Below are 20406 nucleotides of genomic sequence, written 5' to 3'. Positions count from 1 at the left end.
AAAAATGAATGGAAAACCAGCACTATAACATTGCCCCATAAAGGTTATTGTTTTTTGTGATATCTAAAACGAAACTGACAGATATCTAAAACAATCGTTACAGATGTCTAAAACGATCGTTACAGACGTCTATAATAAAAGTAGCTAATATTTGTCTGGCTTTTCCAGGAAATTAGAGGTGTTCCATCGCACTTGTGTGTACCAATAGCCACAGCTTGTAGTTTCTTCTGCTATTTTCTACTGAGCCAAATTTATATTGTTAGCGTATTATAAATAAGTCATATTCTTTTGCATATATCCTAACGCTTTTGCTTACTTTTGGCAACATTATTTTGTTAATGGATAGAACTAAGCACTATGAATATTGCAACCATCATTACACAGTTTTTTTCTTCTAAGCAAAATAATAGAGAACGAATAAATATCCACAGCGTGTATTCCGTGATATGCGGGCACGATAAATCGGATCCCTACAGTTGGTGCATGTGGGTGTAAACGTTGGTGTACGTGAATAATCCGCAGCATACATTCCGTAGGCGTAGGAGCCGATTCATCGCTCCCGTCCGCATCGAAATGTATAAATGCACCCACGTATCGCAATGGGTGTACGTGGGTAAATAAATAACTATATTGTGGAATTGCAATTTTAGATTCTGACGCAAGTAGGACTTGTAAGCCACGGTAGTAGAACCCGTGGGGCACGGCAGTAGGACTCGTGGGGCACGGCAGTACATTTCGTTAATATTAACAATTGTGTCTGTCCGGCTTCTTTTTCAGACTAATGAACTCTGCTGTGCTTTCATCAGAAGGTTAATTAATCTGTTCGCAATAAAATAGAATCAGTCAAGATGCTAATACCTATTACGATAAAAGCGATTGTTACGCACAACATAACAATCGCTTTATTTTATCTTTGCTTTAGAAGAGTAGTTATAACTACTTTACAAGTATATTCTGTTGTTCTCTCTCCCTTTTACTTTATTTTCAGCACTGCACGAATACCCGCTTCAACATCTTTCATATCGGCTGTAGGCTCAAAACGGTCTACAACGTGTCCTTCACGGTCTATTAAGAATTTTGTGAAGTTCCACTTAATACTGGGGTCTTTCGCATAATTAGGATTCTGCTTACTGAACTTTTCGTCGAGATACTTACCAATTTGGTTATTAGTATCGAATCCTTTAAACCCCTGTTGTGCTTTTAAATAGGTGTAGAGAGGTAGCTCTTTATTGCCGTTCACATCTATTTTTTCGAATTGTGGGAAGGTAATGCCATAGTTTCCCGTGCAAAATGCTCTGATTTCGCTCATAGTACCAGGTGCTTGTGCGCCGAATTGGTTACATGGAAAGTCGAGAATAACCAATCCTTGTGCCTTATAAGTATCGTATAGTTTTTGTAAAGCCTCGTATTGCGGTGTAAAACCACACTTTGTAGCAGTGTTTACAATAAGCAAAACCTTTCCTTTATACTCTTTTAGTTTAACTACACGTCCATTGGCATCTTTCGCCTTAAATCCATACACATTTTTTTGTGCAACTGCAGAAATCATAAACAATACACCTATAAGTGCTAATATAAATCTTTTCATCATCTAATTATTTTGTTGTTGTTTATCTATAATTCTTTTATTAACTCACGCATACCTTCACTCGCACCTTTTCGAATAACCGTAATATTCGTGTCATATTTTGAGTCTACATCATTTGGATCTATTAAATAGACAGGTACCTCTGTACGAACATAATGAATTAAACTTGCAGCAGGATAAACATTGAGCGATGTCCCGATAATAACAAAGATATCAGCTTCGGATACCTCTTTAATTGCAGGTTCTATCATAGGAACACTCTCTCCGAAGAAAACAATGAATGGGCGGAGCAAACTTCCATCGCCAGTTTTTTCGCCAGGCATCACGTTAGGAGCATCTTCTGTAAGTTCTTTTCTATATTTCGGATTGTATGCATCGGCACTCGAACAAACCTTCTTCAACTCTCCATGCAAATGGATAACGTTAGTAGAACCAGCCATTTCGTGCAAATCGTCTACATTTTGTGTAATTACAGTAACCTTATATTTATCTTCCAGTTGTTTTATGAGTAGGTGTCCATCGTTAGGTTTTGCAGTAAAAAGTTTCTTTCTCAAACCATTATAGAAGTTGTTTATAAACTCTGGGTTATCTTCCCAAGCCTCGTGTGTAGCCACTTTCTCTACCGGATAATTCTCCCATAGTCCATCGTTGCCTCGAAAAGTCTTGAAACCACTTTCCACCGACATACCTGCTCCTGTTAAAAATACTATTTTCTTCATATCGACATTTTTGCTTATTGATTTCACAAATTTAGTAATTTTAATTAGATATATGCTATACTATCCTTTAAAAAATAGTATCTTTGCACATTAATAATATTTAAATAAGAAAAGAAAATCAATGGACAAATTAAGCTACGCCTTAGGTATCGGCATAGGTACACAGCTCAGCGGAATGGGAGCAAGCAATTTAAACATCGACGATTTTGCTCAAGCAATCAAAGATGTAATAGCTGGCAACGAATTGAAAGTAGACAATAAAGAGGCACAAACCCTCGTAAACAATTTTTTTGCAGAGCAACAAGCAAAGCAAGAGGCTGCAGCTGAAGAAGCTGGTAAGGTTGCTAAGGCTGTAGGAGAAGACTTTTTGGCAGAGAATGCAAAGAAAGAAAATATAGTAGTATTACCTTCTGGACTTCAATATGAGGTTATTAAAGAAGGAAATGGCAAGAAGCCAAGTGCAACAAGCCAAGTAAAATGCCATTACGAAGGCACTCTCATTGATGGAACTAAGTTTGATAGCTCGTACGACCGTGGTGAGCCTGCAACATTCGGACTGAACCAAGTGATTGCAGGTTGGACTGAAGGTGTGCAACTTATGAGTGAAGGAGCTAAATATCGCTTCTTTATACCTTATAACTTAGGCTATGGCGCACGTGGTGCAGGTGCATCTATCCCTCCATATTCAGCATTGGTATTTGTAGTAGAGCTTATAGAGGTGCTCTAAATAAGTGAGATATAAAGTAGAAAACAATAATATAATAAAGAGAAATGAAGAAACTTACAATTGTAGCCGCATTGGCTATCGCCGCAGCAAGCTTTACAGCATGTGGCAATCAGGCTCCAAAAGAGGATCTAAAGTCTGATGTTGATTCTTTAAGCTATGCCTTTGGTGTAGATCAGGGTCAGGGTGTTAAACAGTATTTGAAGCAGATGAATATCGATACAGCTTACATCAACGAGTTCATTAAAGGTTTGAACGATGGTGCAACAAGTATGGACGATAAGAAGAAAGCTGCTTACAATGCTGGTGTTGGTGTTGGTATGAATATGAATATGGTTATTAAAAACCAAATCAACAAGAGCATCTTTGGTGAAGATTCTACTCAATCAATATCGCTAAGCAACTTCCTTGCAGGTTTCGCAGCAAGCGCAAAGGGCGACAATAAGAGTATGAGTTTGGAGAAGGCACGCCAGATAGAGCAAAGAGTTCCACAAGCCATACAAGCTAAAACAGCCGAGAAAAAGTATGGAGAGAACAAGAAAAAGAACGATGCTTTTATGGCTAAAATAGCAAAAGAACCAGGTATGAAGGCTCTGAAGCAAGGTGTTTACTATAAAGAATTAAAGGCAGGAACAGGTGCAAAGCCAACAGCATCGCAAGTAGTAAAAATTAACTACGAAGGTAAAACTATCGATGGCAAGGTGTTCGATAAGAACGAAAATATGCCAATGCAGATAGGACAAGCTGTTCCAGGCTTCAATGAAGCATTACTAAATATGCCTATTGGTTCTAAATGGGTGGTTTATATTCCTTACGCAGCAGGTTATGGAGCACAACAACCTAGCCCCGATATCAAACCATTCTCAACATTGATATTTACTATAGAGTTATTATCTGTTGAAAAGCCAGCAGCTGAAGCTACAGCAGCAAAACCAGTTAAATAACCTGAAATAGTTATTTGTACAATATTATATAATAAGGTGGGTTGGGAAATGATTAGCCCAATCCACTTTTTCATTACGATATTATTTCATGGGAAACAACACAGGAATGCTCGCTGTCAGTATTCCTATTTAAATGAAAAAGACAATGAAGAAAATAGCAATTATGGCATTGCTCGTTGTGGCAAGTGCAGGCTTTAGTACGGCAAACGCACAGAGCAAGAAAGAGAAGAAACAGAAAAAGCAAGAGCAAATAGAATCAATAGCAATCACAACACCTGTCAGCGATGAGCCCGCAATAGATATAACGAAGTTCGATTCGTTAAGTTACGCAGCGGGAATGAATGCAACACGCGGGTTGGAAGAGTATATTTCAAGTCAGTTAGGAGTATCAAAAGAACAGCTTCCCGACTTTATACGTGGACTGAAAGAAGGTATTTCAAAACGTAAAGACACCTCTTTCTCTGCTTACACAGCAGGTCTGCAAATTGCAGCACAGGTAGAACGGAGCATGCTTCCCAATATACAAAAGCAGTTTAAAGGTACATCTGCCGACATAGATGAAGACCTGTTCTTTAAAGGTTTTGTAGATGCGCTAAAGCAAGATACAAGATTTATGAAGCCCGAAGCTGCCCAAACATACTTTGCGAAGAAACAACAGCAGTTGGTAGAACAACGTAACGAGGCTGTGAAAGTTGCAGGTGAGAAGTTCCTCGCAGCCAATAAAAAGAAGCCGGGAGTAGTTACTTTGCCAAGCGGATTGCAGTATAAGATACTCGTTAAGGGCAATGGTGCAAAGCCAGGTAAGGACGATCAGGTTAAAGTTGTATACGAAGGACGTACCATAGATGGCAAAGTGTTTGATTCGACAGCTCGTCATGGGACAGAGAGCGATACCTTTGGAGTTGGAAGACTAATAAAAGGGTGGACGGAAGCTCTTCTGTTAATGCCTGTAGGTTCTAAGTGGGAAATCTATATTCCACAAGAATTGGCATACGGTGCACGAGGTGCAGGTAACGATATCGCACCTTATTCTCCGCTCATATTCACTCTTGAATTACAAGGAATAGTACCAACTGCAGTGGGAGCTCAAAGCAAATAACTTTAGAAAAAATAACAAAGTGTGCACAGTGGCACACTTTTTTTATGCTTTTCTATTGCCTGTTTCATTTAAAATGTCTACTTTTGCTTTCAAATTGTAAACTAACTTACTTGTTGTAATAAGCAAGTCAGAAACAGTATTGATATGGATAAGATAGACAAATTAGACAGAAAAATTCTCGGTATCCTTTCGCTGAATGCTCGAATACCGTTTAAAGACGTAGCAGCAGAATGTGGAGTATCACGTGCTGCAATCCATCAAAGAGTGCAACACCTTATTGAAAATGGTGTAATTGTGGGCAGTGGCTTCCACGTAAATCCCAAAAGTCTTGGTTACACGACCTGTACTTATGTTGGTTTAAATCTTGAGCGCGGATCTATGTATCGCGAAGTAGTAGAACGTATTAGTTCTATTCCTGAAGTAATAGAGTGTCATTTCACCACAGGTTCATACACTATGCTCGTTAAACTCTTTGCAAAAGACAACGAACAACTTATGGATTTGCTTAACAATAAAATACAAAGCATACCTGGAGTAGTTTCTACTGAGACGCTGATCTCGCTTGAACAGAGCATAAAACGTGAAATACCAATTAGCGAAAATCTCTAAACTGTACAACTTGTGCGTTGCTTCTATCGTCTATTAAAATAAAATTACAATGCAAAATTATGATTTAGATGCCCATTTAGCAGAACTTTATGACCATTATCCCGAAGGAACTAGCAGACCAGTCATTGGTATTGTTACCAATTTTGCAGACCAAGACGTTACCATTCGTGAAGTTTTCCATAAACAAGTGATAGACGCAGGAGGTACGCCACTACTTATTCCCCCCACAACAGATACACAAGTAATTGTTAATATACTTAATCGTATAGATGGACTTCTACTTACTGGTGGGGCAGATGTGAACCCTTTGTGGGAAGGAGAGGAACCTATTCGCAATATGGGTAGTATAAACAATAAACGTGATCTTTCCGAATTGCTCACAACACGCTTAGCTTACAATAGGCAGATACCTATTTTTGCAGTTTGTCGAGGCTTGCAAGTATTAGCTATAGCGTTGGGTGGGAAGGTACAACAGCATATTTACGACCCCTATATTGTTGAAGAGACCGAAGAAAAGAAGCTCGCACGTATGAAAAGTGTTACCACTTTGCGTCCTGCAAAGCTCAAACACGACCAGAGCGCATCTTTCAACGAACCTACACATAGCATAAAGATAGCTCCCGATTCTGTGCTTTATTCCATATATAAGCAAGAGAAAATATTTGTAAATTCATTCCATCATCAAGCAGTTTCTATGCCTGGTAAACGATTTAAAGTTACAGCATACGCTCCAGATGGTGTAATAGAATGTATGGAAAGTGCAGAATTTAAACCTATAATGGGTGTCCAGTGGCACCCAGAGTGGTTAGAAGAAGATGGTCAGAAACTATTTAAATGGTTCGTAAATGAGGCTGATAGCTTCCGAACAGCTAAGCAATTGCATACAAGGATACTTACTCTCGACACTCATTGCGACACTCCAATGTTCTTTCCACAGGGTGTAGACTTTGCTAAACGCGATCCACGTATACTCTATGATCTACATAAGATGACGGAAGGACACCAAGATGCTGTTACAATGGCAGCTTATTTACCACAGCCACGTATAGGAGAAACGTTCTCATCAAAGATAGACGTAGAAGGATTAAAGCGATTTAATCCTGAATTGACTGATGTCTTGAATAACCTTACACCTACATCTTATGCTGATTTAATCTTCAATAAAATAGAGAAAATAGTAAAAGATAACAACCGTTACCTTAGTATTGCTCGTACACCGTCCGACCTTTATGAGGACAAACGTAAAGGACGAAAGAGCATTATGTTTGCTATTGAAAATGGTCTGGCATTAGAGGGCGACCTTGCTAATGTGAAATATTTTGCACAACGAGGGGTTACATATATCACTTTGTGTCATAATGGAGATAACGATATCTGCGATTCGGCACGAGGAAGTAATCTTCATGGTGGGGTTAGTAAGTTTGGTGCTGCTGTGATACGCGAAATGAATCGCAATGGTATTATGGTCGATCTCAGTCATGGTGCAGAAAAAAGCTTTTACGATGCTCTTGAGATTAGTAACCAACCCATTGTGTGTAGCCATTCTAACAGCAAAGCTCTCTGTAATGTACCCCGAAATCTTACCGATGACCAACTACGAGCGTTAGCTAAGAAAGGCGGTGTTGCACACATTACACTCTATCATGGTTTCTTACGTAAAGAGGGGACAGCCTCTGTTCTCGATGCTATTGCCCATTTAGAGCATGCTATCAGCATAATGGGGATAGACTATGTAGGCATTGGAACTGATTTTGATGGTGATGGAACTGTGTGTGGAATGGCAGATGCAAGTGAAATGATTAACTTTACTCGCCATCTGCTTGCACGTAAATATAGTGAGCGCGATATAGAAAAAATATGGGGAGGTAACTGGTTGCGAGTTATGGCACAAGTACAAGCAGCTAAACAGAAATAAAAGAAACGAAAATGAACGGGAATATAAAGTTTTTTTGTAGTGGTATAGCAGTGTTTTTATTTGCAGTTTTTACATTTAGCTGTAAGGGTAAAGCCACTAATAACAATGCAGGAGATAGCGATACGGTAGCTGTTGCAAAACCTATTGGACCTAAGTTTAATCCTGATTCAGCTTTTGCTTATACGGAAGCACAGTGCAATTTTGGTCCCCGTACTATGAATTCGTCGGCTCATGACAAGTGCGAACAGTGGATTATAGCTAAATTTAAGCAATATGGCTGTGAAGTTCAGACACAAAAAGCAGACCTGAAAGCTTATGATGGAACGGTATTAAAGTCTACAAACATTATCGCTCGTACCAACCCAAAGGCACAACAACGTGTTTTAGTGTGTGCACATTGGGATAGTAGACCATGGGCAGATAACGATCCAGACTCAACAAATCATAAAAAAACTGTTATGGCAGCTAATGATGGCGCCTCTGGTGTTGCCGTTATGATAGAGCTGGCACGCCAGATACAAGCAGATAGTGTGCCTAATGTGGGAATCGATTTTGTTTGTTTCGATGCCGAAGATTGGGGAGTACCACAGTGGGAGACTCGATATCAAGATCAGTCTGGAGACAGTTGGGCTTTGGGCTCTAATTATTTTGCAAAGAACTTACCTCTTGCTATCCGTCCTAAGTTTGGTATTCTGCTTGATATGGTTGGAGGCGAAGGTGCTCAGTTCTATAAGGAAGGAATGTCTCTACAATATGCTCCTGATGTGGTAGACCGTGTATGGAGAGCTGCAAAAAATGCTGGCTTTGAGTCGTATTTTCCAGAAACAACAGGTGGAATGGTTACTGATGACCACGAACCTCTCAATAAAATAGCTGGCATTCCTACCATTGATGTTATTCCATATTATCCTGATTGTACCCAAAGTTCGTTCGGACCAACATGGCATACTGTAAGCGATACAATGGAGCACATAGACCGTACAACATTGCAGGCAGTAGGACAAACGCTCATTCAGCTAATTTATAGTATATAAAAAAGGTATTCAATAAGAGTATTATCTTATTGAATATAAACAAAAATGAAGAGAATAGTTCCTATAATAGGTGTTTTGCTACTTTTCGTAGGGTGCACAAAACAGTCAGAACAACAGATTTCTACTCACCATTTTACCAATGAGGTGAGGCTACAAACTACCCCTGTAAAGAATCAGGGACAGAGCTCGTTGTGCTGGGTATATGCTATGCTAGCAACAATAGAAACTGAACACTTAATGCAAGGCGACTCTGTAAATCTTAGTCCCGACTATGTTGCACGTATGTATCTTGCAGAACAAGCTCGAAGACTACTGCTAACACGTACCAGAAATGCTTGTTTACCCAATCAAAGCACCACTATTACTACTCGTGGAATGAGTAGTATGTTGATAGACCTTATTGCAACATACGGTTTATACCATTTTGATGCTTATCATAAGCACGAAGGCGCACCTTATAAAGTACTAGAACGTAAACTTAGTCAAGCAGTTTTAGCACCTAAAACTGGAGATATTACCGAACAGATGAACTATATTAATGGAATTTTAGACGATGAGATAGGTGCTATTCCACGACAAGTATTTCTTTACCGTGCCTCTTACACCCCACAAGAGTTCGCCCATAGTGTATGTAGAAACAACGAATATCTAGCATTAACAAGTTTTACACATCACCCCTTTGGTACTTACTTTCCTTTGGAAGTGCCCGATAACTATTTTCACGATACTTTTTTTAATGTGCCTATCGATACTTTGATGTATCGTATAGAACAGTCTGTGCGTGCAGGACACCCTGTTTGTTGGGAAGGTGATATTTCGGAAGATGGTTTTTCGTTTGCTAACGGTGTTGCAGAATTAGACAATGACGCCCAGCAACCTACACAGGTACAACGTCAGGAAGCTTTTGAGACCTATCAAACTACCGACGACCATTGTATGGAAATTATAGGGATTGCTCACAATGAGAAGGGTTACAAATACTTTATTTGTAAGAATAGTTGGGGCAAAAACAATCCATTTGGTGGCTTTATGTATCTAAGCTATAATTATGTTCGACTGAAAACCATTGCTGCTTATATGGTGAGAGTTTGAAAAACTATGGTTTTCGTTCTTCCAAATATTGCTTGAAAGTTACAAGAAAAGCATCGGTTACATGTATAATCTCGTTACCTATGTAAATACAATCATTTCTATCAACTTTTCTTATTTTATCTAATGCAACGATGTACGAACGGTTTACACGCATAAAATTGTTGGTTGGCAACAACTCTTCTGCCGTTTTCATAGTCATGTGTGTAACCAATCGGCGATTGGAAAGGTGGAAAATAACGTAATCCTTCATTCCTTCCACATACACAACATCGTCCAACTGCACTTGCTGTAGTTCTCCGTCTACCTTCAGAAATACCGTTGTGTGCTGGTTGTTTTGCGGTTGCAATGCCATCTCAAACCATTTTTTAGCCTTTTCGGCTGCTGCAAGAAACTTGTTATAGCGTATTGGCTTCAGCAGAAAGTCGAGCGCATTCACTTCGTAACTGTCGAAAGCATATTCCTTAAAGGCGGTTGTAAATATAATGCGGGTATGCGATGGTACCATGTGCGAAAGCTCCATACCATTCATGTCAGGCATTTGAATATCGAGAAACAGCACATCTGCACTATCGTTTGTTATGGATTGCATAGCAGCAACCGAGTCGGTAAACGAAGCTTTGAGTGTCAGAAATGGTGTGCGTTCTATGAAATTCTCCAATAAGCGGATAGCCAGCGGTTCGTCATCGACGATGATACACGATAAATTCATAGGCAGGTATTAACTCTTTACATTTATTTTTATACTCAACTTGTAAACTCCTTGTTCCACCGTTTGGTGCATTTCGTAGCATTTAGCATACATCAGCTCCAAACGTTTACGCATATTTTCTGTACCGATGCCGCTACCGCTACGGTTGCAATTGCCTTTTGGGTGGTTACTGTTCTGGCACGAAAACAACAGAAAACCATTATTTTTGGTTAGCGAAATATCTATAAACGATGGTATTCCGCTACTTACACCGTGCTTAAAAGCGTTCTCAATAGGCGATAAGAATAACAGGGGAGCAATGGTTTGTGTTGTATCGGGAACATCAAAATGCGTTGTTATCTTCACGTTTTTGTCGCAACGCAGTGCCATAAGAGAGATGTAGTTCTTCATAAAATCAATTTCTCCACTCAATGGAACCTCTTTTTGTTGCGTTTCGTAGAGTGCATAACGCAGCAAATCGGATAGTTCGCCAATGGAGTTTTGCGCCTCATCGGCATCAATCTGTGTTAAAGAAGAGATGTTATTTAGTGTGTTAAACAGGAAGTGCGGGTTCAGTTGATTCTTTAGCCAAGCCAATTCGGCTTCTGTATTGCGCTGTTTTTCTTCTAAAAGTTGTTTCTGAAGATTGTTCTGTCGTATGAAGTAGCGTACAGATATAGCGGCAATCGCCACGACATAGTTAAGAACCAGCCAGATGATAGCGAACTGATAGTGGTACAAATGTACCACCACACCATGGTCTGTATTGCTGCGTGGGAAGAACAAGTCGTAGTTCAGTAAAAATACCAAGGCAAATTCTACCAACCAAAACAACCATCGGCGCAGCTTACTTTTATCTTCGTAGAGATACGGAACAAGCACATAGAAGTTTGCCATAAAGACCATGAGGAGCAGAAAGAACATAACAGCGTTGGTGCGCACCGAAGCCGTTGCCACCCATGGGTTGCGTTCGGTGATATATACCACCACGCACCACGTTGCTGTAAGCATAAAGTAAATGCCTATCTGTGCAAGAAATATAAGTACATTGCGCTTCTTTAACCACGCTTTTATTGTCTGCATAATATTTTTATTGTTGCAAATGTTGTTTCAAACCACCACAAAGGTAACCTTATTATGCTGTATCTACAAATTAATTTCGACGAACTACCACAGTTCTTCGACGATTTTGCATCTCTAATTTCCTTGAATACGCACACTATGGAAGTGTAAACACTTTTACAAACTTAAAAGCTCGTATAATAGAATTACAATCAACACTGCATAAAAGCATTTGTTTTGCCCTATAAAACAAATGCTTTTGGAACTTTAAGTTGTATAATTGACAATATAAAACTAAAACTATTGCTCCCAACTAAAATAATATTCATAAAATAAGTATCTGAGAATTGCAGTATCTCTATATTCTTAGTGTTCTTATAAATATAAGAAATAATGATAGTTTAGAGCAATATTGCTGGTTGATAGATTTGCATTTTTATTGTGTTACAACTAAAATACATTACTGTTAGTTTTGCACATCATTGTTAAATAGTTATCTTTGCAGCATAAACAGAAGCATATTACACAATTTATGGAAGATTTAAAGAAAACATTTGCAGGCAAACTGCTCAACATTAAAGCAATTAAGCTCCAACCCAACGATCCATTTACATGGGCAAGTGGGTGGAAATCTCCTTTTTATTGCGACAATCGTAAAACTCTATCTTACCACGATGTGCGCTCGTTTGTAAAGTTAGAGCTGGTGCACGCTATACTGTCGCACTTTCCCACTGCTACTGCTGTTGCTGGAGTTGCCACTGGTGCCATTGCACAAGGTGCATTAGTAGCCGAGGAACTAGCCCTACCGTATGCATACGTGCGTCCGAAGCCAAAAGATCATGGTATGAAGAACCAGATAGAAGGACAATTGCCAGAAGGTGCAAAGGTTGTTGTGGTAGAAGATTTGATATCTACTGGTGGCTCCTCTCTTAAGGCAGTGGCTGCATTGCGCGAAGCGGGCTTTGAGGTTGTAGGTATGGTGGCTTCTTACACCTATGGATTTCCAGTAGCCGAAGCGGCTTTTAAGGAAGCAAATGTGCAGTTGGTAACACTCACCAACTATCAAAGCGTAGTGGAAAAGGCTTTGGAAACGGGATATATTAAGAAAGAAGACGTACCAATGTTAGACGAATGGCGTCGCGACCCAGCTAATTGGAGGAAGTAAGTATGAGCAAATTTGAAAGTAGTATAAAGCAAATTGCCTATCCTCAGCAAAGTGTTTACAATATGCTGAGCGACCTCACGAACATTGAACGTGTGAAAGATAAAGTGCCCGAAGATAAGTTAAAGGACCTAACCTTCGATAAAGATACCATCTCTATTAGTGTTTCTCCAGTGGGACAAATTTCTATGCGCATAGTAGAACGCGACGAGCCAAAGACCATTAAGTTTGCAAGCGAAAACTCGCCTATGTCATTCAACTTCTGGATTCAAATACTTCCAGTAAGCGATACTGCATCTAAAATGAAACTCACTATAGATGCTGATATTCCATTTTTCGCAAAAGGAATGGTATCTGGTCCGCTGAAAGAGGGCATAGAGAAGATTGCCGAGGCATTGGCAACGATTCCTTACGAATAGGAGAAAGGCTTAATAGAAAAGCGGTAGAGAATATTTAAGGAAAACGGTTGATAGTAGCGAACTCTACTCTAATATATTTAAGGCTATAACAACATATTGTTGATCAGGCGTATATACTGAAGTTTAAATTGAAATATTGCAGAATAGAACGGAGTACATTCCCCATAGGAATAAATATCTTTCGGCTATTATAACATAGCATTACAAAGGGGGCTAATTTGCTATGATATCTAAAACGCAACAGACAGATATCTAAAACGAACGTGACAGATATCTGAGACGAATGTGACAGATATCTGAGACGAACGTGACAGATATCTGCGATAAAAGTAGCCAACAGCAGGCAGAATTGTCTAAGCATTTACGATATTCTGTTTTACAGTCGAAAGCCAGTAGATACGGCTAATAATAGCCCTATTTATTTTCTACCCGATATAAAAAGACACAAAACTATAGTTAAGCTCAAATAGGTCATTAGACCACAATATGTATAGTGCTAATTACTATGGTATTGTTTTCTAACATCTTTTATATTCTTATCGGCATCTTGTCTGTCTTTGTAATCTGACGTAGCTCGCTACGCCTACGTTGCAACGACAGACAATTTGCTCGATAATAAAACAAAATATATTTAAGCTCTAACTACCAGTTTGGCTTAAAAGGGTGTGATAAATTGCACACCTTTTATAAAGTATCGTGTTTAAAATGAGTATTATTCGCCTTATAAGAAATTAAAAATATGTTGGGGAATGCAGTATAAAAGTATGTAGAAACATACCTTTACAACTGTCCAGCCTCTATTTGCAATACAATTCGTTCTGTAAGTCGGTCAACACCTTTAGGGTCGTATCGCTTCTTAAGGCTAGCACCAAACATCCAGGCAAAGGCCTGATAGAATCCAGCACGTATTGGACCGAGAAAGGCTTGTATGAGTTCATAGCCCGTAGAGTGAGTTTCGCGATCGATAAGTTTTATAAGAAGCTTGCCTTGCGAATAGGTTAGTTTCTTAATGCGTGGTGTATATACTTGTTTCAGTTCCTTTTCTACAGCTTTTGTATGTGCATCGCGTTCTTTCTTTGTAGGAATAGTTTGCAAATACGCTCCTGTTTCTAATATAATTTGGTTACATTCTTTAGCCAATGGCAATACCTTCTTTATATTATACACCAACCGATTGTACGCCTGACGCTGTTTATCGTTTTTAAACTCCATAGGAGGGTAAATATAAATAGTGTTGGTACGAACATATTGAACACTATCTTGTCCTACCTTTGCCTTTCCAATGTGCACCATAGGAACGAAAGTAGGCGAATTTAAATCAACCACACGATCTTCTGGATTGATATGCTCTTGAGCAGAAACAGCCAGAACTACAAACAAGAGCACAAGTGTAAGTATAATATGATAACCTTTCATAACAGAGGCAAAAGTAACTATAATTTTGTAATTGAGTGCTCTTTTATACTATTTTATGGTATTGACATCTAATAAATACAACTTTTCAACGTTATAGTAAGCAAAATAAAATAAAAGAGATAAATGAATTTAAAGAAGAAAATAGGTGAGAGGATAATAATACTTTCGGCATTGTTTATGCTAATTGCTTGTAAAGACGTAATAGATTACGAGTATAGTAACTATCATTGCAACCTTACCATAGACAACAGTGTGCACCTCGATGCAACGCTTGCTAGCTCGATGAATGCTCTCTCTCCAGGTGTTTTTACCACCATAAAGCCACTTTACAGAGACGGTGTGTATTATTTTCACTTTAGAAACAATCAAGGATTAGAGTCGAAAAAACAATTTAATGCTATTGACGAACGTCTACAAAGCAATTTGCGAGTGGGTATGAGCAATGGATTAATTGTAGGCTTTGGTAACCTCGATACACCAGCACACTTCTATGCCTACGACCTACAATGCCCTAATTGTTTTGATATAGATGCTCTGCCACAACGTAACTACGAACTTACGGTTACAGGAACAGGCATAGCTACTTGTAAAACATGTCATAGAAGCTACAATCTTAATACAGGAGGAAATATTGTAAGTGGAGAGAGAGGTAAAACAATGACACGCTACAGAGCAAGTACAACAGGTCCCAACGGGGTGTTACACGTATATTAATATGGTGTGTTAGTATATGAAATAGCAAAGAATAAAACTAAATGAATAAAAAAACAACAATTATCTTGTGAGTTCCAATAATTAGTATTATCTTTGCACTCGGTTTGCCGCAATGGTGGAATTGGTAGACACGAGGGACTTAAAATCCCTTGGCCAGTAATGGCTGTGCGGGTTCAAGTCCCGCTCGCGGCACTTTTAAAATACAATTCCGTATATCTTAAGATAAAAAGCATAATGAGAGTTTACTCTATTTAGCTTTTTATTTTTATTAAACCTATAAAAACATCATCTTACATGAAGCGAATAGTTTATTTTTTGTTATTATCTTTACTATTGGTTTCTTGTGGAAAACATAGCGGATACTTTAAAATAGATGGTAGATTGCTGCATATCAATCAGGGAGAGCTATTTGTTTATAGCCCAGAAGGCGTTATTGCAGGACTTGACACGATACAAATAAAAGGTGGAAGATTTACTTACGAAATACCATGTGAATTTAATGGTACACTTATTTTAGTATTCCCGAACTACTCTACGCACGCAATATTTGCCGAGCCAGGCGAAGCTGTGGAAATAAAAGCAGATGCCTCGCATTTAAAAGAAATGGAAGTAAAGGGTACTGACGATAATGAACTGATGGGAAAGTTTAGAGAGGAAACCGCCGTAGCCTCTCCACCAGAAATTGTGAAAGATGCCATTAAGTTTGTAAAGGAACATCTCGACTCTCCAGTTAGTGTCTATCTGACAGAACGTTATCTTATTAATGATAAGAAAGCAAACTATAAACAGATAGCCGAACTTATAGAGGAAATGGAAAACGAACAGCCAAAGAATGGAGCTTTAGCGCGTTTAAAACAATATCTACAAAGCTTGCAGAAAGGAAGTATAGGACAGTCGTTACCTAAATTCACTGCAAAAGACCTTAATGGAAATATTATTACCAATTCTAATTTAATAGGTAAGAATACTATTATATGCACATGGGCTTCATGGAACGACGAAAGCAAAGAAGTTTTACTAACACTTAACGATGCTGCTAAAAGAAATGAAGCCAAAGTAATAGGTATTTGTTTAGACCCATCACCTAAAAGTGTACGACAATATATTAAGGAGAATGATATAGTATTCCCCAATATCTGCGATGGAGAGATGATGGAGAGTAAACTAATAAAGACACTTGGGCTGACATATATTCCCGACAATATCATCTTAAACAATGGGAAGATAACAGAACGTAGGGTAGATGTGAATACGCTCAGAAATAGAATGATAAAGTTATAGACCTTAAATGCTTGTAAAAACTTATTGTGCTGCTGTAAACGGAATGGAGGTTACGACGGTTACAGTGGAGGTTAGCATAACAAGAGGGGTGATGTATCATCTCACTGGATTGGCTGACGTTGCTGTAAAAGAGAGTCACGACCGTATTGCAGCGGCATTATTGAATAATGGCTATCAATTTCCTGTTGCCGATATTACAGCTAATCTTGCTCCTGCCGACTTGCGTAAAGAAGGCTCAAGTTTCGATTTACCACTCGCTATTGCTATTCTTGGTGCAACCGAAAAAATTAGTTCTAACCATCTTAAAGAATATATGCTGGTGGGGGAATTAAGTCTTGATGGTACATTACAACCTATTAAAGGAGCTTTGCCGATAGCTATTAAGGCGCGAGCTGAAAAGTTTAAAGGACTAATTGTGCCGAAAGCAAACGAGCATGAAGCAGCTGTAGTAGATACGCTCGAAGTATATGGAATGGAAAACATAGGCGAAGTAATTAGCTTTCTAAACGATGCTTGTACAAAAACACCATATAAAGTAGATACTCGCAAAGAATTTTATGAAAATCAGTATACAAGTGATTTGGATTTTGCCGATGTTCGTGGACAAGAAAACGTAAAACGAGCATTAGAAGTGGCTGCTGCAGGCTCACATAATGTAATAATGATAGGTCCACCAGGTAGCGGAAAGAGTATGATGGCGAAACGATTACCTTCTATACTGCCCCCATTGGCACTTACAGAAAGCTTAGAAACAACACAAATCCACTCTATTGCTGGTAAATTAAAAAAGAATACAGGACTTATAACGCAACGACCATTTCGTAGCCCACACCATACTATTTCTGAAATAGCTTTAGTTGGTGGCGGAGCAAATCCAATGCCAGGAGAGATAACCTTAGCACATAATGGTGTTCTGTTTTGCGATGAATTACCTGAATTTAGTAAACATACACTCGAAGTATTGCGACAACCCTTAGAAGACCGCTCTATTACAATATCAAGAGCTAAATATACTGTTACTTATCCTTGTAGTTTTATGTTTGTAGCTAGTATGAATCCTTGCCCTTGTGGCTATTATGGCGATGTTACACATCATTGTGTGTGTACACCAGGACAAATACAACGATACCTTTCGAAGATATCTGGTCCGCTACTCGACCGTATTGATATACAATGTGAAATATCTCCACTCCCTTTCAGAGACCTATCAAAAGCAGAACAGGGCGAATCGAGCACTGATATACGAGAACGAGTTTTGAGAGCTCGACGTATTCAGACAGAAAGGTTTAAGAACTATCCAAATATTCATTGTAATGCGCAAATGTCTGAACGCATGATCCATGAATTTATTGAACCCGATGATCAGTCGCTCGAAATACTTCGTAAAGCAATGGAAAATCTTAAACTGTCGGCACGCGCTTATAATCGTATTCTAAAAGTAGCACGAACAATTGCCGATCTCGAAGCTTCACCAAAGGTACAGGTGCATCATATAGCAGAGGCAATTGGCTATAGAAGTCTAGATCGAGGAGATTGGGGTGAAAGATAATGTTTATTTTATTTTGCTATTCTTATAGTTTGCCGTACCTTTGCATTCTAAAGAATAACATAGAATGCGTAAGAAACAAATTCTTCTCATTAACGATATTGCTGGATATGGAAAGGTTGCTACAGCTGCAATGCTCCCTATTCTGTCTTATTTTGGGTACCCAGTGTATAACTTACCGACAGCATTGGTGTCTAATACTTTAGATTATGGTAAATTTCGTATTCTCGAAACTACCGACTATATAAAAGATGTATTTCCTATTTGGAAGGAATTAGGCTTTCATTACGATTCAATCGCTACAGGATTTATTGCTTCAGAGCGTCAAGCAAAGCTTATTTCTGCTTATTGTCGCGAACAAGCAGCTAATGGAACAATGATTTTTGTAGACCCTATAATGGGAGATAGTGGTGAATTATATAATGGTGTAACACCATCAACAATCAATTCGATGCGTGAAATGCTTAGTGTTGCAGACCTTTGTTTCCCTAATTATACAGAAGCTTGTTATCTTACAGATTCTGAATATAAAGTAGACGGGGTTACAAGGGAAGAAGGTATAGAACTTCTTAAAAAGTTAAGAACTATTGGAACGAAGTCTGCGCTTATTACATCAATATCTATTGATGGACAATCATCGGTAATTGGATACAGTAATAGTAGTGGAGAATATTTTTGTTTACCATACAACGAAATACCAATACATTTCCCAGGTACTGGTGATATTTTCTCAGCAATACTTATTGGACACCTACTTGATAATGAATCGCTAACAAATAGCACTCAGAAAGCTATAGATGGGGTTTATAGACTCATAGATTTAAATAAGGAGAATGAGGATAAAAATAGAGGAATCCCACTCGAACAATATTTAGATATACTATAATGGTAATGTATTAACCGCTAAAGATAACTTAAAAAAGTATTAAGATGGATTGGATAAACGGACTTATTAATATTCATTCAGCATTACAAGGGGTTATTATAGTTTCGCTTGTGTGTGCTGCTGGACTCGCTTTAGGTAAGATAAGGTTTGCTGGAGTTTCTTTAGGTGTAGCATTTGTGTTCTTCGTTGGTATTGCCGTGGGTAACTTTGGTCTCAATATAGATGCTCAAATGCTAAACTATTGTGAGACATTTGGTCTAGTATTGTTTGTTTATACATTGGGTCTACATGTTGGTCCTAACTTCTTTAGCTCTTTGTTACACGAAGGTAAAGCACAGAATATGTGGTCCTTAGCAATAATTTTACTTGGAACGGTTATGGCTGTGGCTCTGACATACACACTAAATATACCAATGAGCGATATGGTAGGTATTCTTAGTGGTGCAACAACAAACACACCTGCTCTTGGTGCAGCGCAACAAGCATTAGAACACATAGGAATAAACAGTGGTAGGGCAGCCCTCGCAACAGCCGTAACTTATCCACTTGGTGTTGTTGGTGTCATTTTCGCTATGATTTTGTTGCGAAAATTCTTTGTGAAGTCTAGCGATTTAGAACTCAAAGGTACCGAAGAGGAAGACCATACCTACGTCGGACAATACGTGGTAGTCAATCCTGCAATCATAGGCAAAACTATTGCAGAAGTTTCGCAAGGTTCTCATATCAAATTTATTATCTCGCGAATTTGGCGCGACGAAGAAGTAATACTTCCACAGGGGGCTACAGTGTTAGAAAATCACGATAATCTACTTGTTATAGCCAATAAAGACGACGTTACGAGTATAGAAATACTATTTGGACAAACAGTTCGCCGCGATTGGAATAAAGAACAAATTGATTGGAATAAGATAGATTCGAATGTCGAAAGTCGTACCATAGTCCTAACAAAAAATAATCTTAACGGTAAACTACTTGGACAATTGCGTTTACGAGATATGTATAATGTAAACGTTAGTAGGGTTGTGCGTGGCGACATTAAATTGCTTGCCACAGAAGATTTGCGCTTACGCTATGGAGACCATCTTACACTGGTAGGTACCCCACAAGATATTGACCACGCTGAATACTTCCTTGGCAATTCAGTAAAGACACTTAACGAACCTAACTTAGGTAATATTTTTCTTGGTATGATACTTGGCTTAGCTATTGGAACCATTCCTATCAACCTTCCAGGTATGGAATCTCCTATTCGGTTGGGTATTGCTGGAGGACCAATTATTATGGGAATATTGGTCGGAACATTTGCTCCGCGTTTTCACATGGTGTCCTATACCACTCGTAGCGCATCGCTCATGTTACGCAAATTAGGACTATCACTCTATCTAGCTTGTATCGGTTTAGATGCAGGTAAAGGCTTTTTAGACACCGTTTTTCGTCCCGAAGGTTTACTGTGGGTAGGTTTAGGTTTTCTGCTTACAGTGTTGCCCGTATTTATAGTAGCTCTTATA

General features: G+C 38.8%; 19 protein-coding genes and 1 tRNA gene. 15 read left to right on the top strand and 5 right to left on the bottom strand.

Features of this window, described 5'->3' with window-relative positions; genetic code table 11:
• Positions 1–973: 973 nt before the first annotated feature.
• Positions 974–1588: a glutathione peroxidase gene (locus HMPREF9144_RS00100; RefSeq protein ID WP_040595445.1), complete on the bottom strand. Its 615-nt coding sequence runs from the start codon at positions 1586–1588 to the stop codon at positions 974–976.
• 26 nt (positions 1589–1614) lie between these two features.
• Entirely contained in the window at positions 1615–2307 is a 693-nt protein-coding gene (locus HMPREF9144_RS00095) for an SIR2 family NAD-dependent protein deacylase (protein WP_040595329.1), read from the bottom strand.
• Between the two features lie 121 nt (positions 2308–2428).
• Between HMPREF9144_RS00095 and bamJ (HMPREF9144_RS00090) the strand changes: the two genes are divergently transcribed.
• The 7 genes from bamJ (HMPREF9144_RS00090) to HMPREF9144_RS00060 all read left to right on the top strand — a co-directional run bounded on the left by bamJ (HMPREF9144_RS00090) (position 2429) and on the right by HMPREF9144_RS00060 (position 9724).
• Positions 2429–3034: a BamJ family beta-barrel-assembly machinery protein gene (gene bamJ / locus HMPREF9144_RS00090; protein ID WP_006043711.1), complete on the top strand. Its 606-nt coding sequence runs from the start codon at positions 2429–2431 to the stop codon at positions 3032–3034.
• A gap of 44 nt (positions 3035–3078) precedes the next feature.
• The gene (locus HMPREF9144_RS00085) at positions 3079–3975 is read left to right on the top strand and encodes an FKBP-type peptidyl-prolyl cis-trans isomerase (protein ID WP_006043710.1); all 897 of its coding nucleotides are present in this window, start codon (positions 3079–3081) and stop codon (positions 3973–3975) included.
• A 145-nt stretch (positions 3976–4120) separates the two neighbouring features.
• The gene (gene bamJ, locus HMPREF9144_RS00080) at positions 4121–5074 is read left to right on the top strand and encodes a BamJ family beta-barrel-assembly machinery protein (RefSeq protein ID WP_040595443.1); all 954 of its coding nucleotides are present in this window, start codon (positions 4121–4123) and stop codon (positions 5072–5074) included.
• Positions 5075–5218: 144 nt separating this feature from the next.
• Positions 5219–5683, top strand: coding sequence for an Lrp/AsnC family transcriptional regulator (locus HMPREF9144_RS00075; RefSeq protein ID WP_006043708.1), 465 nt, complete (start codon positions 5219–5221; stop codon positions 5681–5683).
• A gap of 49 nt (positions 5684–5732) precedes the next feature.
• Positions 5733–7598 (top strand): fused gamma-glutamyl-gamma-aminobutyrate hydrolase/peptidase, encoded by a 1866-nt coding sequence (locus tag HMPREF9144_RS00070; protein ID WP_006043707.1) that lies wholly within the window; start codon positions 5733–5735, stop codon positions 7596–7598.
• Positions 7599–7609: 11 nt separating this feature from the next.
• Positions 7610–8632: a M28 family peptidase gene (locus HMPREF9144_RS00065; protein WP_006043706.1), complete on the top strand. Its 1023-nt coding sequence runs from the start codon at positions 7610–7612 to the stop codon at positions 8630–8632.
• Between the two features lie 45 nt (positions 8633–8677).
• The gene (locus HMPREF9144_RS00060; RefSeq protein ID WP_006043705.1) at positions 8678–9724 is read left to right on the top strand and encodes a C1 family peptidase; all 1047 of its coding nucleotides are present in this window, start codon (positions 8678–8680) and stop codon (positions 9722–9724) included.
• A gap of 4 nt (positions 9725–9728) precedes the next feature.
• On the opposite strand, the gene HMPREF9144_RS00055 is transcribed toward HMPREF9144_RS00060, so the two are convergent.
• Positions 9729–10433 carry a LytR/AlgR family response regulator transcription factor gene (locus HMPREF9144_RS00055; RefSeq protein WP_006043704.1) on the bottom strand — a complete coding sequence of 235 codons (705 nt, stop codon included), beginning with the start codon at positions 10431–10433 and terminating at the stop codon, positions 9729–9731.
• Positions 10434–10442: 9 nt separating this feature from the next.
• Positions 10443–11495: a sensor histidine kinase gene (locus HMPREF9144_RS00050; protein ID WP_006043703.1), complete on the bottom strand. Its 1053-nt coding sequence runs from the start codon at positions 11493–11495 to the stop codon at positions 10443–10445.
• Positions 11496–12006: 511 nt separating this feature from the next.
• Between HMPREF9144_RS00050 and pyrE the strand changes: the two genes are divergently transcribed.
• Both pyrE and HMPREF9144_RS00040 read left to right on the top strand, forming a co-directional pair.
• A complete protein-coding gene (gene pyrE, locus HMPREF9144_RS00045; protein ID WP_006043702.1) occupies positions 12007–12639 on the top strand; it encodes an orotate phosphoribosyltransferase in 633 nt (210 codons plus the stop codon).
• A 2-nt stretch (positions 12640–12641) separates the two neighbouring features.
• On the top strand, positions 12642–13055 hold the full coding sequence (locus HMPREF9144_RS00040; protein ID WP_006043701.1) for a polyketide cyclase: 414 nt from the start codon (positions 12642–12644) through the stop codon (positions 13053–13055).
• A gap of 780 nt (positions 13056–13835) precedes the next feature.
• Here the strand turns inward: HMPREF9144_RS00040 and HMPREF9144_RS00035 are convergent.
• Positions 13836–14471 (bottom strand): DUF4294 domain-containing protein, encoded by a 636-nt coding sequence (locus tag HMPREF9144_RS00035; RefSeq protein WP_006043700.1) that lies wholly within the window; start codon positions 14469–14471, stop codon positions 13836–13838.
• Positions 14472–14594: 123 nt separating this feature from the next.
• Here HMPREF9144_RS00035 and HMPREF9144_RS00030 point away from each other — a divergent pair, with 123 nt between their 5' ends.
• The 6 genes from HMPREF9144_RS00030 to HMPREF9144_RS00005 all read left to right on the top strand — a co-directional run.
• A complete protein-coding gene (locus HMPREF9144_RS00030) occupies positions 14595–15185 on the top strand; it encodes a hypothetical protein (RefSeq protein WP_006043699.1) in 591 nt (196 codons plus the stop codon).
• Positions 15186–15291: 106 nt separating this feature from the next.
• Positions 15292–15377: transfer RNA gene (locus HMPREF9144_RS00025), tRNA-Leu, on the top strand.
• Positions 15378–15479: 102 nt separating this feature from the next.
• The gene (locus tag HMPREF9144_RS00020) at positions 15480–16466 is read left to right on the top strand and encodes a redoxin domain-containing protein (RefSeq protein WP_006043698.1); all 987 of its coding nucleotides are present in this window, start codon (positions 15480–15482) and stop codon (positions 16464–16466) included.
• A gap of 7 nt (positions 16467–16473) precedes the next feature.
• Positions 16474–18015 carry a YifB family Mg chelatase-like AAA ATPase gene (locus HMPREF9144_RS00015; RefSeq protein WP_006043697.1) on the top strand — a complete coding sequence of 514 codons (1542 nt, stop codon included), beginning with the start codon at positions 16474–16476 and terminating at the stop codon, positions 18013–18015.
• Positions 18016–18079: 64 nt separating this feature from the next.
• Positions 18080–18898, top strand: a complete 819-nt coding sequence (locus HMPREF9144_RS00010) for a pyridoxamine kinase (protein ID WP_006043696.1) — start codon at positions 18080–18082, stop codon at positions 18896–18898.
• Between the two features lie 44 nt (positions 18899–18942).
• The coding region (locus HMPREF9144_RS00005; RefSeq protein ID WP_006043695.1) for a putative transporter at positions 18943–20406 on the top strand (1464 nt) is incomplete at its 3' end.

This window comes from Prevotella pallens ATCC 700821, from assembly GCF_000220255.1.
GTDB classification, from domain to species: Bacteria; Bacteroidota; Bacteroidia; order Bacteroidales; family Bacteroidaceae; genus Prevotella; species Prevotella pallens.
Note: the sequence above shows the minus strand (reverse complement) of the source record. Positions and strands in the feature narration are given on the sequence as shown.

Excerpts from the sequence above, each read along its gene's own strand:
- HMPREF9144_RS00100 (WP_040595445.1), bottom strand. The coding sequence starts at position 1,588 with ATGAAAAGATTTATATTAGCACTTATAGGTGTATTGTTTATGATTTCT.
- HMPREF9144_RS00095 (WP_040595329.1), bottom strand. The coding sequence starts at position 2,307 with ATGAAGAAAATAGTATTTTTAACAGGAGCAGGTATGTCGGTGGAAAGT.
- bamJ (WP_006043711.1), top strand. The coding sequence starts at position 2,429 with ATGGACAAATTAAGCTACGCCTTAGGTATCGGCATAGGTACACAGCTC.
- HMPREF9144_RS00085 (WP_006043710.1), top strand. The coding sequence starts at position 3,079 with ATGAAGAAACTTACAATTGTAGCCGCATTGGCTATCGCCGCAGCAAGC.
- bamJ (WP_040595443.1), top strand. The coding sequence starts at position 4,121 with ATGAAGAAAATAGCAATTATGGCATTGCTCGTTGTGGCAAGTGCAGGC.
- HMPREF9144_RS00075 (WP_006043708.1), top strand. The coding sequence starts at position 5,219 with ATGGATAAGATAGACAAATTAGACAGAAAAATTCTCGGTATCCTTTCG.
- HMPREF9144_RS00070 (WP_006043707.1), top strand. The coding sequence starts at position 5,733 with ATGCAAAATTATGATTTAGATGCCCATTTAGCAGAACTTTATGACCAT.
- HMPREF9144_RS00065 (WP_006043706.1), top strand. The coding sequence starts at position 7,610 with ATGAACGGGAATATAAAGTTTTTTTGTAGTGGTATAGCAGTGTTTTTA.
- HMPREF9144_RS00060 (WP_006043705.1), top strand. The coding sequence starts at position 8,678 with ATGAAGAGAATAGTTCCTATAATAGGTGTTTTGCTACTTTTCGTAGGG.
- HMPREF9144_RS00055 (WP_006043704.1), bottom strand. The coding sequence starts at position 10,433 with ATGAATTTATCGTGTATCATCGTCGATGACGAACCGCTGGCTATCCGC.
- HMPREF9144_RS00050 (WP_006043703.1), bottom strand. The coding sequence starts at position 11,495 with ATGCAGACAATAAAAGCGTGGTTAAAGAAGCGCAATGTACTTATATTT.
- pyrE (WP_006043702.1), top strand. The coding sequence starts at position 12,007 with ATGGAAGATTTAAAGAAAACATTTGCAGGCAAACTGCTCAACATTAAA.
- HMPREF9144_RS00040 (WP_006043701.1), top strand. The coding sequence starts at position 12,642 with ATGAGCAAATTTGAAAGTAGTATAAAGCAAATTGCCTATCCTCAGCAA.
- HMPREF9144_RS00035 (WP_006043700.1), bottom strand. The coding sequence starts at position 14,471 with ATGAAAGGTTATCATATTATACTTACACTTGTGCTCTTGTTTGTAGTT.
- HMPREF9144_RS00030 (WP_006043699.1), top strand. The coding sequence starts at position 14,595 with ATGAATTTAAAGAAGAAAATAGGTGAGAGGATAATAATACTTTCGGCA.
- HMPREF9144_RS00020 (WP_006043698.1), top strand. The coding sequence starts at position 15,480 with ATGAAGCGAATAGTTTATTTTTTGTTATTATCTTTACTATTGGTTTCT.
- HMPREF9144_RS00015 (WP_006043697.1), top strand. The coding sequence starts at position 16,474 with ATGCTTGTAAAAACTTATTGTGCTGCTGTAAACGGAATGGAGGTTACG.
- HMPREF9144_RS00010 (WP_006043696.1), top strand. The coding sequence starts at position 18,080 with ATGCGTAAGAAACAAATTCTTCTCATTAACGATATTGCTGGATATGGA.